Annotated in this window: 16 protein-coding genes; 7 read left to right on the top strand and 9 right to left on the bottom strand. The window is 52.7% G+C overall.

Annotated elements, in window-relative coordinates; translation table 11 throughout:
* The 3 genes from KNP78_RS14290 to KNP78_RS14280 all read right to left on the bottom strand — a co-directional run bounded on the left by KNP78_RS14290 (position 1) and on the right by KNP78_RS14280 (position 2,267).
* Positions 1–549 carry a cysteine hydrolase family protein gene (locus tag KNP78_RS14290; RefSeq protein ID WP_214825135.1) on the bottom strand — a complete coding sequence of 183 codons (549 nt, stop codon included), beginning with the start codon at positions 547–549 and terminating at the stop codon, positions 1–3.
* 64 nt (positions 550–613) lie between these two features.
* Positions 614–1,351 carry an ABC transporter permease gene (locus KNP78_RS14285; protein WP_214825132.1) on the bottom strand — a complete coding sequence of 246 codons (738 nt, stop codon included), beginning with the start codon at positions 1,349–1,351 and terminating at the stop codon, positions 614–616.
* Complete coding sequence (locus KNP78_RS14280) at positions 1,329–2,267, bottom strand: ABC transporter ATP-binding protein (protein WP_034776668.1); 939 nt, start codon at positions 2,265–2,267, stop codon at positions 1,329–1,331. The genes KNP78_RS14285 and KNP78_RS14280 overlap by 23 nt, the downstream gene beginning before the upstream one ends.
* A gap of 334 nt (positions 2,268–2,601) precedes the next feature.
* Here KNP78_RS14280 and KNP78_RS14275 point away from each other — a divergent pair, with 334 nt between their 5' ends.
* Complete coding sequence (locus KNP78_RS14275) at positions 2,602–5,448, top strand: 2-oxoglutarate dehydrogenase E1 component (RefSeq protein WP_214825129.1); 2,847 nt, start codon at positions 2,602–2,604, stop codon at positions 5,446–5,448.
* An 18-nt stretch (positions 5,449–5,466) separates the two neighbouring features.
* On the top strand, positions 5,467–6,744 hold the full coding sequence (odhB, locus tag KNP78_RS14270; RefSeq protein ID WP_214825127.1) for a 2-oxoglutarate dehydrogenase complex dihydrolipoyllysine-residue succinyltransferase: 1,278 nt from the start codon (positions 5,467–5,469) through the stop codon (positions 6,742–6,744).
* Positions 6,745–6,784: 40 nt separating this feature from the next.
* On the opposite strand, the gene KNP78_RS14265 is transcribed toward odhB, so the two are convergent.
* Positions 6,785–8,380, bottom strand: a complete 1,596-nt coding sequence (locus KNP78_RS14265) for a diguanylate cyclase domain-containing protein (protein WP_034776674.1) — start codon at positions 8,378–8,380, stop codon at positions 6,785–6,787.
* Positions 8,381–8,537: 157 nt separating this feature from the next.
* Between KNP78_RS14265 and KNP78_RS14260 the strand changes: the two genes are divergently transcribed.
* From KNP78_RS14260 to KNP78_RS14250, 3 genes are read left to right on the top strand one after another with little or no spacing between them, the layout of a single operon-like run.
* A complete protein-coding gene (locus tag KNP78_RS14260; RefSeq protein ID WP_214825115.1) occupies positions 8,538–9,209 on the top strand; it encodes a DsbA family protein in 672 nt (223 codons plus the stop codon).
* Complete coding sequence (locus tag KNP78_RS14255; RefSeq protein ID WP_034776676.1) at positions 9,206–9,622, top strand: disulfide oxidoreductase; 417 nt, start codon at positions 9,206–9,208, stop codon at positions 9,620–9,622. The genes KNP78_RS14260 and KNP78_RS14255 overlap by 4 nt, the downstream gene beginning before the upstream one ends.
* 11 nt (positions 9,623–9,633) lie before the next feature.
* Positions 9,634–10,221, top strand: coding sequence for an SCO family protein (locus tag KNP78_RS14250; protein ID WP_214825112.1), 588 nt, complete (start codon positions 9,634–9,636; stop codon positions 10,219–10,221).
* A gap of 95 nt (positions 10,222–10,316) precedes the next feature.
* Here the strand turns inward: KNP78_RS14250 and KNP78_RS14245 are convergent, their stop codons facing one another.
* Entirely contained in the window at positions 10,317–11,276 is a 960-nt protein-coding gene (locus tag KNP78_RS14245) for an Abi family protein (protein WP_214825109.1), read from the bottom strand.
* 246 nt (positions 11,277–11,522) lie between these two features.
* Here KNP78_RS14245 and KNP78_RS14240 point away from each other — a divergent pair, with 246 nt between their 5' ends.
* On the top strand, positions 11,523–12,617 hold the full coding sequence (locus KNP78_RS14240) for an MBL fold metallo-hydrolase (protein WP_251128572.1): 1,095 nt from the start codon (positions 11,523–11,525) through the stop codon (positions 12,615–12,617).
* A gap of 22 nt (positions 12,618–12,639) precedes the next feature.
* On the opposite strand, the gene KNP78_RS14235 is transcribed toward KNP78_RS14240, so the two are convergent.
* The 3 genes from KNP78_RS14235 to trhA form a co-directional block, all read right to left on the bottom strand.
* Complete coding sequence (locus KNP78_RS14235; protein WP_034776679.1) at positions 12,640–13,857, bottom strand: MFS transporter; 1,218 nt, start codon at positions 13,855–13,857, stop codon at positions 12,640–12,642.
* A 97-nt stretch (positions 13,858–13,954) separates the two neighbouring features.
* Complete coding sequence (locus tag KNP78_RS14230; protein WP_214825106.1) at positions 13,955–14,650, bottom strand: DsbA family oxidoreductase; 696 nt, start codon at positions 14,648–14,650, stop codon at positions 13,955–13,957.
* Positions 14,651–14,736: 86 nt separating this feature from the next.
* On the bottom strand, positions 14,737–15,381 hold the full coding sequence (gene trhA, locus KNP78_RS14225; RefSeq protein ID WP_214789443.1) for a PAQR family membrane homeostasis protein TrhA: 645 nt from the start codon (positions 15,379–15,381) through the stop codon (positions 14,737–14,739).
* A gap of 125 nt (positions 15,382–15,506) precedes the next feature.
* On the opposite strand from trhA, the gene KNP78_RS14220 reads away from it, so the two are divergent.
* Entirely contained in the window at positions 15,507–16,031 is a 525-nt protein-coding gene (locus KNP78_RS14220; protein ID WP_034776685.1) for a DUF1836 domain-containing protein, read from the top strand.
* Positions 16,032–16,071: 40 nt separating this feature from the next.
* Here KNP78_RS14220 and KNP78_RS14215 read toward each other — a convergent pair whose 3' ends face one another.
* On the bottom strand, positions 16,072–16,686 hold the full coding sequence (locus KNP78_RS14215; protein WP_021066768.1) for a PH domain-containing protein: 615 nt from the start codon (positions 16,684–16,686) through the stop codon (positions 16,072–16,074).
* Between the last annotated feature and the right edge of the window lie 10 nt (positions 16,687–16,696).

Genomic DNA, 16,696 nt, shown 5'->3' with positions numbered 1-16,696 from the left:
TCACACCTGGGTATCTTTTATATATGTGTCGGCATCATCGATCGGAATGCCAAGCGCCTCGTGGATGACGGTCAAGGCGCTGTCGTTGCGCTTGTCCGTCTCGGCGGCGACACAGTCGCGCGGGACGTGGAGCTCATACTCACGCATATAGCCGTCATTCGCCGAGAACAGGATACAGATATCCGAGGCGACACCGGTCAGGACGAGCGATGTGACCTCAAGTTGACGCAGCAAGATGTCGAGCTGTGTCCCGTAAAACGTCGAGTGTCGCGGCTTGATGATGAAGTACTCTTTCTCTTCCGGCGCGATCCGTTTGGCGATGGCGCTGCCTTTCGAAGACTCGACATGCCGGATGATATCCTCGGTGCTGTCTTTCCACTGCCCGAAGTTATCGTTGCAGTAGATGACCGGCCAGTCGTTCTCTTTAAAGTGATGCTTCAGTTTCAAAATCGGGTCGACAATCGGCTCCGTATGTCGAAACAGGTCGTCCCCACCGACGAAATCGAAGTCGTTAAACAGATCGATGATGAGTAACGCCGTCTTTGGCATCGTGGTCCCTCCATTCAAAGAAGTCTCTGTATAGGAAGTACCACACTCGTTCAGACGTTAATCGTCATTCAGCAAACGTTTTGCTGCGGAACATGAACGCCGTGATGATATAGAAGGCGACGATGTGAATCAGGACGTAGAACGCCGAGAACCAAATCGTCACGTCCATCGTCTCCATGAAACCTGGGCTTTGGTAGTAGATCGACAAGTCCGTGTGTAGGAAGACGATCCATTTGGCGATGGCCGGTTTCCACGCGATGAGAAGACCACCGATCATCGTCGAGACGAAGTTTGCGAGCACGGTGAAGCCGATCACGACCCCGACCGATTTGAAGACGACCGAGAACATGAGCGTCAAGAAGATGACGAACACGCCGCTCGAGACGCTAAGCAGGACATTGCGGAACTGCTCGAGCGTCAACTCCCCGTCGAGCGTCAACGCAAAACCGTACGTGACAGCAAGGATGAACACGAACTGGGCGAGCATGATGAGAAGGGCGGCCACAAGTTTCGACAGTAAAATTCGATCGCGCGAGTACGGGCTCATGAGTAAATGCTTCAACGTATCAAATTTCAACTCGTTCCCAATCATCTCAGCGGTGAAGACGATCGTGAAGATGCCGAGGAACGTCATCGCCGCCATCGTCGCATAGTTGACGAACGTTTCTGCGTCACCTGGGTTGTTGCCGCTACGGACGATGAAGTACGTTAAGACGATGATCCCAGTGTACATACCGAGTGCGACGAGCGGTTTGATCGTACGTCGCCATTTCATGAACTCATTGGCTAGTAATGAATGCATTGTTCGTGCCTCCTTCTTTTTTCGTCAATTTCAAGAACTGTTCTTCGAGTGTCTCGTGTTTCATCCCGATCTGATAGACGGCGATGTCACGTTCGACGAGATGTTTCAACAAATGCGGGATATCGGTTTCCGGACGCGGGACGATGAACGTCTCAGCTGACTGTTGAATGATTTTCACATCATCAAAAGCGAGTGCGACGACATCGAGCGCTTCGTTCATCTGCTCGCGGCCGACTTTACAGAGGATGACACTCTCCGTCTTGGCCTCACCGTCTCCGCCTTGGACCGACTTGATTTGTCCTTGATCGATGATGGCGAACCGATCGGTGATCAGTTCCATCTCGCTCAATAAGTGACTCGAGATGAGGATGGCGATGCCGCGGTGGTCGGCTAAATGCCGTAAGTAGTTGCGCAAATCAGCGATGCCTGCTGGGTCGAGACCGTTTGTCGGCTCGTCGAGGATCAATACTTTCGGGTTATGGAGCAGGGCACGGGCGATGCCGAGTCGCTGTTTCATCCCGAGTGAGTATTGTTTCACTTTCATATCGAGCTTTGTCTCAAGTCCGACGAGGGCACCGAGGGCGTTCAAGTCGACTTTCTTTAGACCAGGAATCAAATTCATCGCGTGAATCAGGTTCTCGCGGCCCGTCAAATACGGATAGAAGGCCGGGTTTTCGACGATGGCACCGATGCGACTGAGCGCTTGTTGGCGTTCTGTCGAGACGTCGAATCCGTCGACGGTCACTTTGCCGTGTGTTGCTGGCATGAGGCCGGTGATAATACGGATCGTCGTCGTCTTCCCGGCGCCGTTTGGGCCGAGGAAGCCAAAGATTTCTCCGGGCGTGACGTCAAAACTGACATTCGTCAGGACGTTCGTCTGGCCCATTTTCTTGTGTACATTTTGTACGGATAACATAGGGTCACCTTGCTTTCGTTGAGAGTATTTTCCAACTGGACATCCTTATATACGGATTGGATTGAAACAAGGTTTCACCTTTTTTTGAAACTGTTGAAACAAAGCGTTGATTTCACAATTAGTTGATAAGGAAAACTTATTGAAATAGTATGGACGAATTGTGAATTTGAAAGGGTCTTTCTACAGGGAAAGGTGTAGTATGAAGAGGAGAGAAAGAGGCAAGATTTGGCTCTTTTTGCAGGACGAATCAGATGGATGAACTGCTTCGTGCTTAATGTTAAAATGAAAGCGTTCACACATCGGACGCACAGGAACGGATAGGGGGATTTATTCAATGGGAGAGTCGTCGAACGGTCGCGAAGAAGTGCAAGCATTTTATGGTCCAAACTTAGGCTATATCGTTGAATTATATGAGCAATACGTGGAAGACCCAGAATCGGTCGACGCGGAGACGCGTCAATACTTTGACGAACACGGGGCACCGGAAGCGAGCGCGCCTGTCGCGCCGGCTGCATCGTTTGATTTAGAGAAAGTCGTGGCAGCGACACGGTTGGTCAATGATATCCGGGCACTCGGCCATAAAGCGGCCGATATCTATCCGCTCAAAGACCACCCGCGCGAACACGGCTTGTTTGCGTTTGACCGTTACGGATTGAGTGAGGCCGACCTCGAGCAAGTACCGGCTCACTTGTTGTCGGAAGACGTGCCAAAACCGGGCGCGAACGCGCTCGAACTCGTCCGTCATTTGCTTGACGTCTATACGGGCACGGTCGCCATCGAGCTCCGCCATTTGGACGATATGGAAGAGAAGCGTTGGATTCGCCGCCGTATCGAGCAAGGCGCATTGAAAGCGAAGTACTCGAAGAACGAGAAAATCGAGTTGTTCCAACGTCTAGCCGAGACAGAGTTGTTCGAGTCGTTCCTTCATAAAACATACGTCGGACAAAAGCGCTTTTCGATCGAAGGGCTCGACGCGATGGTGCCGCTCCTTGACGCCATGGTCGGCGGCCTCATCTCGAGCGGGTCAGAACATATCAATATCGGGATGGCCCACCGCGGACGCTTGAACGTACTCGCGCACGTGCTCGGCAAACCGTACGAGATGATCTTCGCCGAGTTCCAACACGCTCCGAACAAAGAGTTGATCCCGTCGGAAGGATCGATCGGCATCAATTTCGGTTGGTCCGGCGACGTCAAATATCACCTCGGTCTCGACCGCAGAGTGTTAGAAGAGAAGAAAGAGGTCCGTTTGAACCTCGCCAATAACCCGAGTCACCTCGAGTTCGTCGGTTCGGTCGTCGAAGGATATACGCGCGCAGCGCAAGACGACCGCTCAGAAAAAGGGATGGCGGTCCAACATGACGACAAGGCCGCATCGATCTTGATTCACGGAGACGCCGCGTTCCCAGGTCAAGGGATTGTCGCCGAGACGCTCAACATGACGAACTTGCAAGGCTATCGTACAGCGGGGACGGTCCATGTCATCGCCAACAACACGATCGGCTTCACGACCGACCCGAGCGACTCGCGCTCGACACGTTATGCGAGCGATATCGCCAAAGGCTATGAGATTCCAGTGTTCCACGTTAATGCGGACGACCCGGAAGCGTGTGTCGCCGTCGCCAAACTGTGCAGCGAGTATCGTGCCAAGTTCCATAAAGACATCCTCGTCGACTTGGTCGGTTACCGCCGCTACGGTCATAACGAGATGGATGAACCGATGAACACGAACCCGGTGCTCTATAAAGCCATCAAAGAACACCAATCGGTCCGTCACGTCTACGCAGATGTGCTCGAAGCGGAAGGTGTCATGTCGAAAGAAGACAAGGCGACGATCGAACAGTCGATCGAGGATCGTCTCAAGTCGGCCCGTGACCTCGTCCCGGCCGAAGAAGAAGATGCTGACATCGTCTTGCCGGAAGCGGTCCATAAAGGATTCCCGTTCGTCGAGACGGGCGTGGAACGTGATGTGCTCCAACAATTGAACGATGAATTGCTCGTCTGGCCGGAAGGCTTCGGCGTGTTCCATAAACTTCAAAAAGTGCTTGACCGTCGCCGTGACGCGTTCGCGGACAATGGGAAAGTCGACTGGGGCCATGCCGAGACGCTCGCGTACGCCTCGATTATCTCGGATGGCACACCAATCCGCTTGAGCGGTCAAGATTCGGAGCGCGGTACGTTCGCGCAACGTAACATCATGTTGAACGATGTCGAGACAGGCAAGAAGTTCTCGCCGCTCCATCACTTGTCGACGGCGAACGCCTCGTTCTCGGTCCACAACAGCCCGCTCTCAGAAGGATCGGTGCTCGGTTTCGAATACGGCTATAACGTCTTCGCCCAAGACACGCTCGTGCTTTGGGAAGCCCAGTACGGCGATTTCGCCAACTCGGCCCAGGTCATGTTCGACCAGTTCATCTCGGCCGGTCGCGCCAAATGGGGACAGAAGTCAGGTCTCGTCATGCTGTTGCCGCACGGCTATGAAGGCCAAGGGCCAGAGCACTCGAGCGCCCGTATGGAGCGTTACTTGACGCTCGCCGGAGAGAAAAACTGGACGGTCGCGAACTTGTCGACTGCCGCGCAGTACTTCCACATCTTGCGTCGTCAGGCGAAGATGCTCGGCACGGAACAAGTCCGTCCGATGATCATCATGACACCGAAGAGCCTGCTCCGTCATCCGCTTGCAGCCTCATCGGTCGATGAACTGTCAGACAACAGCTTCCGCCCGATCATCGAGCAGGTCGGTCTCGGTGAGAATCCGGAGCAAGTCGAACGTCTCGTCTTCTGTTCAGGGAAGATGGCAATCGATTTGCAAGAAGCGACGATGAAGTCAGAGGAGTCACTCGACTTCCTGCACATCATCCGTGTCGAAGAAATTTATCCGTTCCCGGTCCGTGAGATCCGTGAATTGATCAGCCGCTATCCGAACGCGAAAGAGATCGTCTGGGTCCAAGAAGAGCCGAAAAACATGGGGGCATGGACGTACATCGAGCCTCGTCTCGAAGCGGTCACATCGAACCGATTGAACGTCCGCTACGTCGGCCGCCGCCGCCGTTCGAGCCCGGCCGAAGGAAATCCGACGGCCCATAAACAAGAACAAGCACGCATCATCCGTGAAGCCATCTCACGTGACGCCGTCTCGGCTGCTGCCGGCACGAGCACATATCAAAAAGATCGTAAATAAGTTAAGGGGGAACTCATTGTGATCGAAATCAAAGTACCGGAATTAGCAGAGTCCATTACGGAAGGAACGGTCGCGTCGTGGCTCAAACAGCCAGGCGACCACGTTGAAAAAGGGGAAGCCATCGTCGAACTCGAGACGGACAAAGTCAACATCGAAGTGCCGGCCGATGAGTCGGGCACGCTCGACGAGCAATTGGCGGCCGAAGGGGACACGGTCCAAGTCGGACAAGTGATTGCCCGCCTCAGCTCAGGATCGGGTGGCGGTACGGCTGTCGCGACGAAGACAAAAACAGAAGCGGCGACAGAGACAGCTCCGGCACCGGCCGAGACGAAAACAGAGGAAGTTGGCGAAGCGAAGAAAGTCGAACGCCGTGAAGAGCACGTGGCGAGCCCAGGCAAAGGACCGATCGCGACACCGGCGGCCCGTAAACTGGCCCGTGAGAAAGGCATCGACTTGTCGGCCATCCAAACGAACGACCCGATCGGCCGCATCAACGTCCATGATGTGACGAACCACGAGTCGAAACCGGCACCGACACAAGCACCACAAGCGCCAAAAGCACCGGCAGCGGCACCGCAGCCGGCAGCGAGCGGCAAAGATGAAGAGCGCATCAAAATGACGCGTCGTCGTCAAACGATCGCCAACCGCCTCGTCGAAGTGCAACAGACGGCAGCGATGTTGACGACGTTCAACGAAATCGATATGTCGGCTGTCATGGCGCTCCGCAAACGTCGCCAAGAGAAGTTCGTCAAAGATAACGACGTCAAACTCGGCTTCATGTCGTTCTTCACGAAGGCGGCCGTCGCGGCGCTCAAACGGATGCCTTACTTGAACGCAGAGATTCAAGGCAACGAGATCGTCTTGAAGAAATACTATGACATCGGCATCGCCGTGTCGGCTCCGGACGGCCTCGTCGTCCCGGTCGTCCGCGAAGCGGATCGCAAAAACTTCGGTGAGATCGAGAAAGATATCTTGCACCTCGCCGATAAAGCCCGCAACAACAAGCTCGGGTTGAGCGACCTCACAGGTGGCACGTTCACGATCACGAACGGTGGCGTCTTCGGCTCACTCTTGTCGACACCGATCTTGAACGGACCACAAGTCGCCATCCTCGGGATGCACTCGATTCAACTCCGTCCGATCGCCATCGACGCGGAAACGATGGAGAACCGTCCGATGATGTACGTGGCCCTCTCGTATGACCACCGCATCGTCGACGGTCGTGAGGCTGTGACGTTCCTCAAACACATCAAAGACATGATTGAAGACCCAGAACAATTGTTGTTCGAAGCGTAATACAAGCAGGTCCATGCCGACGAGCGGCATGGACCTTTTCTTATGCGATGAGCGTCTCATCGAGCGTGATTTGATTTTTTCCGTTCGCTTTGGAGCGGTAGAGCGCCTGGTCCGCCCGTTCGATGGCGGCGTGCGGCACCGTTTCTGTCTGCCAGAGCGAGGCGCCGATACTGGCCCCGACGCTTGTCGTCCCGCTTTCAATAGCGATCGGTTTGGACAGGGACGCGATAATGTCTTCGCCGATGCGTGTGATGGAGTGTCCGTTCTGTCCGTTCCGTTCGAACAAGAGGAAGAACTCGTCACCGCTCAAACGGACCGGATAGGACCCATCGAGCGTCACTCGTTTCAATCGCTCGGCAATCTTAATCAAGACGTCATCCCCGGCGGCGTGCCCGTATGTATCGTTGATCGCTTTGAAACCGTCGAGATCGATATAGAAACAGACGTATTCGTTCTTTGTCGCCTGGGCTTCGTTCAAATAGTGACGAAGCGCCGTCCGATTGGCGAGCCCGGTCAAGACGTCGCGATGGGCGAGCGACTCGTAATGGACCCGTTCCGTCTCAGATTCGGTGAGTGACGTGACGAGCGACTCTAAGGCGAAAGCGAGCGACTCGATCTCATGAATCCCTGATTGGTGAGGGAACGTCTTCGCTTTGCCTTGTTTCATGAGGGCTGCCGTCTCGGTGATCCGTTTTAGCGGCCGGGTCACGACTGAGGCGAGGAGCCAACCGAGGATGGCCGTCACGAACGAGGCGACGAGGCCGATCGATAAGATGTTCCGCTCGAGTGAGGCGACCGGGGCGAAAGCGACTTCGGCCGGTTGGCGGACGACGACACTCCAGTCGAGGCCGGCGTAATCTTCATAACCTTCCCCGGTGGCGACGCCGGTCAAATAGGATTTCCCGTCCGCCCACGTGTCGACGTGCCATCCGTCGTCTAGTTTCGTCGGGAGCGGTTTCCCGACGAGATGGTCCGGGCCGAGCAACACGGTGTTGTCGCGTCCGCTGACGACGAATAGGTCGGTATACTCGGACTGATGGTGGAGCGTCCGGTTGAAGTGGCGGAGTACTTCCTTCCCCCATTCCCAACTTAGGTGAGTCGCGAGCACGCCTTGGAAGGCCCCGTCACGGAACAGCGGGACACTGATGTCGACGAACTGAAGGACTTCACCGGTCGGGTTCGGCAACAGCTCCGCGAGCAATACGGCCTCGTGGACATCCCCGATGAACGGCTCATCCTGGGCTTCTAGAAAGACAGGGCGTTCGCTGATTGAAGCGCCTTCTAATATTCCATTCGTCGAAGCGACGACGTTCCCCGACGCATCGGTCACGCCCATCCATGAGAAAGCGGGGATGTTCGTTTGGACCTGGTCGAGCAGGGCCCGGCTCGAGGCGGGTTCGTTCAAGGCGTCGAGTCCTTGGAGCAATTGGATTTCTTGATAGCGCGACCACATGTAAAAGTCGAGCTTATCGACGAGCTGGTGCGACGTCATCGACAACCGTTCCCCGATCTCTGCTTCGAGCGAGGCGGCGGAGCGTTGGCTGGTCATGTACGTTAGCGTGATGGTGAGCAAAAAGACGAGTGTGGCGATGCTGAGCGCCAAGATCAGGCCGAGGCGCATCGAAAATGATTTCATGAACAAATTCCTCCTACAGTGACAATCTCCACTCTGTTCATCGTCATCTTTGCCGTGACATGAAGCGAAGTTACGAAAAAACAAGGGTGATTTCGTGGAAACAGATAGCGCTTTCGTTATAATGAAAGACGAATCGATACAAATAGAGGTGAGACAAATGAAACAGAATAAACTATTGGTCATCGCGACGCTGCTCGCGGTCGCCCTCGTGGCCGTCGTGGTCGTTCTCTTGAACCGGCCGGCCGAACAAGCGGAGACGGCGGCACCGGTAAAGGCAGAGCATGTGTCGACCGAAGGACAGCCGACGCTCGGAGATGCGGACGCACCCGTCTCGGTCGTCGAGTTCGGGGATTACAAATGCCCGTCTTGTAAACAGTGGGGTGAGACGGTCTATCCGAAGTTGAAGGAAGACTATATCGACACCGGAAAAATCAGTTTCAGCTACATCAACGTCCTGTTCCACGGACAAGAGTCGATTTTGGCATCGCTCGCTTCAGAGTCGGTGTATGAACAAGACCCGGACGCGTTCTGGGATTTCCATAAGGCGCTCTACGACGCGCAACCGGCGAGTCAGCAGCACGACGAGGCATGGGTCACGGTCGAGCGGTTGACAGAGATTGCGAGCGAGACGACATCGGTCGACGTGGCGAAGCTCGAGGACGATTTAAGTGAGAACTCGACGGTGCTCGACCAAGTGAGCCTCGATGACGGGCTCGTCAAAGAGCACGGTGTCCAGTTCACGCCATCGATCATGATCAACGGCGTCATGCTCGAAGATCCGTTTGACTATGAGACGATTGAACGCTTAATCGAGCAAGGCACACCATGAAGCAGTCGTTCTTGACCCGTTATGGTCTCTATCTCGCTTGGCTCGTCGCCCTCACAGCGACGCTCGGCAGTCTTTACTTCAGTGAGATTCGCGAGTTCGTGCCATGTGAGCTTTGCTGGATTCAACGCATCTTCATGTATCCGCTCGTCATCCTGCTCGGCGTTGCCGTGTTCACGGACGACCGGGCGGTGAAGAAGTATGTATTGCCGCTGTCGATGATCGGCGGTCTCGTTTCTTTGTACCACTACTTGGTCCAAAAAGTACCCGGGTTTGCCGACATCAAACCGTGTGTCGCAGGCGTACCTTGTAACGTGCAATACATCAATTGGTTCGGGTTCGTGACGATCCCGTTCCTTGCCTTGACGGCATTTACTTTAATCACGCTCCTCGTTTGGCGCGTGAAACGCAACTGACAACGAAGGAGATGGAACGTGTGAAGAAATGGATGCTTTTCGGGCTGATCAGCCTCATGGTGGTGCTCGCCGCATGCGGCAACGAAATCGAAGACCCGCTCAACTGGGAGATCGAGTCGTTCAATTATATGAATCAAAATGAAGAGATGGTCAGTCTCGATGATTTGAAAGGGAAGGTATGGATGGCCGACTTCGTGTTCACGAACTGTGAGACGGTCTGTCCACCGATGACGTACAACATGACAAAGCTCAATGAGGCGCTCGTTGAGGAAGGTGTCGAGGACGTCCAGTTCGTGTCGTTCAGCGTCGACCCGACCGTCGACACGCCAGACAAAATCAAAGAGTTCATGGCAAACTACGACTTGGCACAGGCCGACTGGCAGTTCTTGACGGGCTACTCGCAGGAGGAGATTGAGGCGTTCGCGCAACAGAACTTCAAGGCGCTCGTTCGTAAACCGGCAGAGGGCACGCAAGTCGACCATGCGACGTGGTTCTATCTCGTCGACCAGGACGGGAAAATCATCAAAGCGTATCAAGGATTCCAGGACGTGCCGATCGAGGACATCGTCAGCGACATCAAAATCTTACAGAAATCATGAATGGAAAGTTAATATTAAAATAGAAATAAAATAGAAATAAAATAGAGACAGGATTAACCGTATTAAACCTGGTTAAATCTTGTCTCTGTTAATATTTAAAAATAAATTTCCCAATTTAAAGGGAATCCCATTACAGTTTTTATTTCATCAAAAGTAATAGTAGAAAATTTACTTTCAAATCGTGAAAATAAATCCTTCAAATTTTTGATTAAATCATTAAAGTCTTTTTTTATTAGGACTAATTTTAATTGTGCAATTACTGTGAAAAGATTTCCAGTTAATAAGTTTGTTGGAATACTTAAAATATTTGATATATTGGTGCTACGTGAAGGTCGATTTAATTTGAAACAGTACAGTCTTTCCTCATGGGCACATACGTTTCTAAACATATTTACAGTTTTTAAAATATCCATTAGAGTTTCTTTAGGTATTGAAGCGACAGTATTGTAATGTCTTCTATAATTGATTGAGTAGTCTCTTGCGATTCTATCTTTAAGTGTATCATCAACACATTTGTAAAAATTATTTACGTTTCCAATAGTAAGTTGATTTACTAAGACCCATAGTGGTACCTCTTGATGGTTATCTAGATAATGTTTTATAGAACTACCGGATCTTTTGGCATGGCGAGAAATGGTACTTGCGATGATAGCAATAAGCTCGACAGTGTCCTTTAATTTATCGGGATTATTCGTAAAACTTCTAATATCAAGATAGGCATTCGCGCTAGTGTGTTCTTCGGAAAATCGATATGAAATTTTAGATTTAATGTCTTTTTCAAAAATTAATAAATATTTTAATAAAATATTTCTTAACTCACGATCTAATACGTATAGAGAATGAACTTCTTCAAAGGTAGTATTTTGGAGATATTTTTCGGGATGTACAGGAATTCCGTTCGCGTTTTTAATTAGAAATAAATCTTTGTAACCATTAATGACATTATAATAGCCTTCATTTTCTAATATCCGCTTTGCTTTAGAACCGTTATTAATTACCATATCTCTTGACCTAAGTATAGTTAATTGTTGATTGTGGGTTTTAAAAGGTTTCATGGCTGAACGCATCCTTGTATAAAAAATAGCCCGGTCCTCGGAAGGAACACGGGCCTGAACGTTAATTAAATAATAATAGTTTTGTAGATATATGTCAAGAAATGGTGTGGGAAAAACGTCTTAAATAATGTAACACTAGAGAGTGAGTTAGGAAAGTGCTATCGAATAAATATTAAACAGTATATCTAGGATGATGTAAGACTTAACTTGATGTTCGAAATTAAACTTAGCGAGGAAGTGTAAACTTTGAAGAAAACGCTATTATTTTCATTGATAGGCATGGCAGCCGTGACGGGGACCGTGCTCACCCAATATAAACCGCTCGGGAAAAAGCCGAAAACGCTACGATCGCCGAACCTCGTGAACGGCAAGTTTCGCAATCAGCTCGAGACGCCGATGCGGTTTTCAACGGACGACATGATCTCGATGTCGAAGGAATATTTGAACCCGGACTCGCTTCGGAAACCGAGTGAGCGGTTGCCGGTCGTCCCAATCGACTTCAGCGAGAAACTCGGCTCGAGCTTCACCCGCATCTATTGGCTCGGCCATTCGGCGATGCTCGTCCAAATGGATGGCAAGACGATGCTCGTCGACCCGATGTTCGGCCGGAGCCCGTCGCCGCTCCCGTTCGCAAAGAACGAGCGGTTCAGCGAGGACTTGCCGTTCGAGCTCAACGACTTACCAGATATCGATGTCGTCCTGCTCACGCATGACCATTACGATCATTTGGACTATGCGACGATTCAAACAATCAAAGACAAGGTCGCGGTCTTCATCGTCCCGCTCGGTGTCGGTAGCCACTTGAAACGGTGGGGCGTCGGGGCGGAACGCATCGTCGAACGCGATTGGGGCGAGACGTACAACTTCGGGCCATGGACGTTCGTCTGCACGCCGGCTCGGCATTTCTCGGGCCGCTCGCTCACTGACCGCAACGCGACGCTCTGGGCGTCATGGGTCGTCCTCGGTGAGACGGATCGCCTATTCTTCAGTGGGGACGGTGGATACGGGCCGCACTTTAAAGAGATTGGTGATGCGTACGGACCGTTCGACTTCGCAGCGCTCGAGTGCGGCCAATACGACGAGCGTTGGCCGGACGTGCATATGCAACCGACTGAGACGGCACAGGCGTTCCGGGACGTGCGGGCCGACAAGATGCTCCCGATCCATTGGGGCGCGTTCACGTTATCGTTCCATGCCTGGTTCGACCCAGCTGAGCAGATGGTGGGGCTCTTACCACGAGAGGACGTGCTCACGCCACGAATCGGTGAGCGGATCACGCTCGACGGACGCAACGACACGACCAACTGGTGGCGTGACATCGAAGACATGAACAAGCGGTGACCGAATTCGGTCACCGCTTTTGTCACGAAGAGAGGCGTTCGGCCTCGTCCGTTTCGATATGAAGTTTGTGTTTGCGCGTGTAGACGAGGAACGCACCCGTCATGAGGATCGAGCTGATCCCGAACAAGACGACCATGAGCTGTAAGCCGATCAAGTCGAGGAAGAAGCCAGTGACGAGCAACACGACTTGGAAGACGATCCGGTCGAGCATGTTCCGGAACGAGAAGAAACGTCCGTGATAGTCTTTCGGCATCCGTGTCTGGAAAATCGTCACGGCCGTCGGGAAGAAGCAGCCGACCGAGAAGCCGAACAAGACGAATGCGGCGATCGAGACGGCCGGGATGTCGGCGAAGTAAAGCATGAGCTGGGCGACCCCGATCAAAAACGAGAACGTGAACAAGATGGAGAACACGGAGAACTTCTCACCGATCCGTTTGATGAGGAACGCACCGACCATGAAGGCAATCCCTTCGGCCGTGTAAATCCATCCTTTGATCGCCGTCGAGTCCTGCAGCTCGCTAATGTTGATGACGAGTAAGTTGAACCCGCCGATGAAGAGGAGCGGGATGAGCGTCATGACGAGCGTCATAAAGATGACCGGAATCGATTTGATGATCGGAAAGACGTCCTTAAACCCGCCGGACGACTTGGCGTCCACTTTCTTCGCAGACGGGACGGTCGTCTCGTCGATCTTCAAGAACCACGTCGCGACGGCGAGAAGCAGATAAGCGACAAGCGAGAGCGCGTAGACGTCCCGAAGTGAGATGAGCGTGAGCAAGATGCCGGCGATGGCCGTCCCGATGACACGCGACAGCGTCGACACGTTCATATGCACCCCGTTCAAGGCGAGCAACTCCCGTTCTTTGACGATGAGCGGGATGGCCGCCTGGAGCGCCGGGAAGTAGAACGCGGCCGACCCTTGCAGGAAGACGAGGAAGACGACCATCCACAGCACGCTTCCCGTCTCGATGGCGACGAACATGAACAGGACGCTCAGCGCCCGGACAATACTTGAGATGAGCATGATTTTCTTTTTCGAGCCTTGGTCGGTGAGTCGACCGGCGAGCGGCCCGATGGCGACCCCGGCGAGCAGTCCACCAGCGAGGATGAGCGCCTTGACGAAGTCAGACGGCACTTTCTCCTGCATGAACTCCAAGTTGCCGATGATGCCGAGCCAAAGCCCGAGACCGGCGACGAACTCCCCGGTCAAGATGATCCAGACGTTGCGATTTTTCCACATATGGTTGTGTCCTCGATTCTTATTAGCTAATAATAATTATCCTTCAGAACGATTTAGAAAGCTACAAAAAAGAAGCCGGGATTCGGCTTCTTTCAAATCAGATATCGCAGTTGTCGTCCGTGCACGTCGCACCGCCTGAGAGCACTTGAAGCGTCGGTGCCGATTCGGCCCACGTCTTCTCAAGCACTTGTGTGAAAGCCTCGGTCGGTTGCGCGCCAGAGACGCCATATTTTCCGTCAAAGACGAAGAACGGGACGCCGGTGATGCCGAGGTCGCTTGCACGCTTCTCTTCAGCGCGAACGTCTTCCGTGTATACGTCTGAAGCGAGCACGTCTTTCACGGCGTTAGCATCGAGTCCGACACTTGTTGCGATCTCGACGAGGACGTCGTGATTGCCGATATGTTTCGCATCGACGAAATACGCCTTGAGGAGCGCTTCTGACAATGCTTTCTCTTTGCCGACCGTCTTCGCATAATGCGTCAACCGGTGCGAGTCGAGTGTGCCCGTGACGACCATGTTGTCGAAATCGTACTCAAGTCCGACGGTGCGGGCCTGGGCGGCGACTTGTGCCGTCGTGCCTTTCGCCTGCTCGAGCGGCATGCTGTATTTCTTCGCGAGCGCTTCGTAAATCGAACGCGAGTCGGTCGTCGGGGCGTTCGGGTCGAGCTCGAAGCTCTTGAACTCCACTTCGACGTTGTCCGCGTGCGGGAACTGTTCGAGCGCTTCTTCTAGACGGCGCTTGCCGATATAACAGAACGGGCAGACATAGTCTGACCAAACTTCAATTTTCATATTCAATCCCTCCTACAGTCAGTGTAGGATGTCTTGAAATCGAAGTAAATGAATGTGCTCACGAAAAAAGCCCTCACGAGGAGGACTTAGAAGACGTACCAGAACACGCAGACGAAGTGGGCGAAACTGCCGAACAAGATGAACAAATGGAACACCTCGTGGAAGCCCCAACCGCGCCAGTTGACGAACTTCGGCTTGAAGCCGTAAATGAGTCCGCCAATCGTGTACATGACGCCGCCGAGGATGAGCCAGAAGATGCCGGCGTTGCCGATGACGTCATGAAGCGGCCCGATGAAGAACACCGATAACCAGCCCATGCCGATATAGAGCGCTGTCGACAAGAAGCGTGGCGCGTGGAACCAGACGAGCTTGAAGATGATGCCGAACAAGGCGAGCGCGTGGACGGTGCCGAACAACACCCAACGTGTCGGCCCTTCGAGCGCAAGCAACGTGAGCGGGGCGTACGTCCCGGCGATCAAGGCGTAAATCATCGCATGATCGATTCTCCGGAAAAAGGCGATGACTTTCGGCGAGGCGATGATGCTGTGGTACAGGCCGGACGACAAATAGAGGAAGACGAGGCTAATCCCAAACAAGATCGCAGCCATGATGGCGAGCGGCGACCCGAGCAGAGACGCTTTCACCGTCATCGCAATCAACGCGACGAACGCGAGCACGGCCCCGGCCAAATGGGTCAGTGCGTTAATCGGTTCCCGAAAAATCGAATTCATGTAAAAACACTCCTTATCACGTCATGTAGTATCCATAACTACATGATAAGCTGTATACGGAAGAACAACAAGGTTTTTGTTTCGACAAATTGAGTTTGTCCGTATACTGAAGGGGAGGTGATCCAATGAAACCGCACGAGATTGTAGAGACGGAAGGGACGTTGCCGAAACAGGTGCTCCCGACGATCGACTTATATATGGACCAAGTCATCCAGCTGTTCGAGCAACATTACGGCAAGATGAAACGAAGCGACGATGAGACGATTTTGACGAAGACGATGATCAACAACTACGCCAAGGGCAAGTTGTTCCATCCTGTCAAAAACAAGAAATACACGAACGAGCATTTGATGTTGCTCAGCCTGATTTACGAGATGAAAGGGTTGCTCTCGATTAATGACATCAAAGAGACGCTCCGGCCGTTGAACGAGTCGGACGAGGGTTTCTCGCTCGAGGACTTCTATGACGCGTACCAGGTTCAGAAGGAGCAGAACATGCAGGCGTTCGAGGCGCAGGCCGAGACGCTCCTCGCCAACGTGCGCACGAACGAGACGAACGGCATCCAACAGTCGCTCGCCATCGCCTCGGCCGTCCATATGAGCCACTTGTTCCAACGGCTCGCCGAACAATTGATTGATGAAGGCAAATGAAAATGGCCCACGATTCGTCTGAATCGTGGGCCATTTTTCATTAGTTGTTGATGTACTTCTCGAACACGTCACCGAAGTCTTTGCGGTTCCACTCGTGATAGTGACCTTTGAGCCAGTCGAAGCTTTGTTCGTTCAATTCCTTGAACGTCGACGCCACGTTCATGTCGCCTTGGCGGAGTCCGCTCAAAATCGACACCGAATGCGTGAGTGACGCGTTGGCATACTCCATCATCTTCCGGCCTTCACGTTGCTTCTCAGCGATGGCGAGGAGCGATTTGTACAAGTCTTTCACATGCTCGATTTGTTTCTTGTTCACGTCGATTGAGTACGGCTTGTCGCCGATGGTGAACTTGATCTCGACGTCCATGTCGACCGTACCGGCCGTCTCGAACATGACGTTATTCAATGGGAAATGGGCGTAAGGATAACGGTACAAGACGCGTTTCGAACTCATCGCACTCGTCCCGTCGAGGTGGATCATCGCCAAGTTTGTGAAGCAGTACTCGTCCGATTTCGATTTGATCAAGAAATAAATCTTCTCGTTGTCCTCATGCAGGACGTAATCATCCGAATCCGCTTTATCAAAATCTTTCGGGTCGATGACTTCGCCGATATCGCTGAAGCCCGTCAAATCAGAAGCTAGTTTTTTGAACATGTACAATCTC

The organism is Exiguobacterium sp. s28 (assembly GCF_018618135.1).
Taxonomy (GTDB): Bacteria; Bacillota; Bacilli; order Exiguobacteriales; family Exiguobacteriaceae; genus Exiguobacterium; species Exiguobacterium mexicanum_A.
The sequence above is the reverse complement of the archived record's forward strand: the minus strand, read 5'-3'. Positions and strand labels throughout refer to the sequence as shown.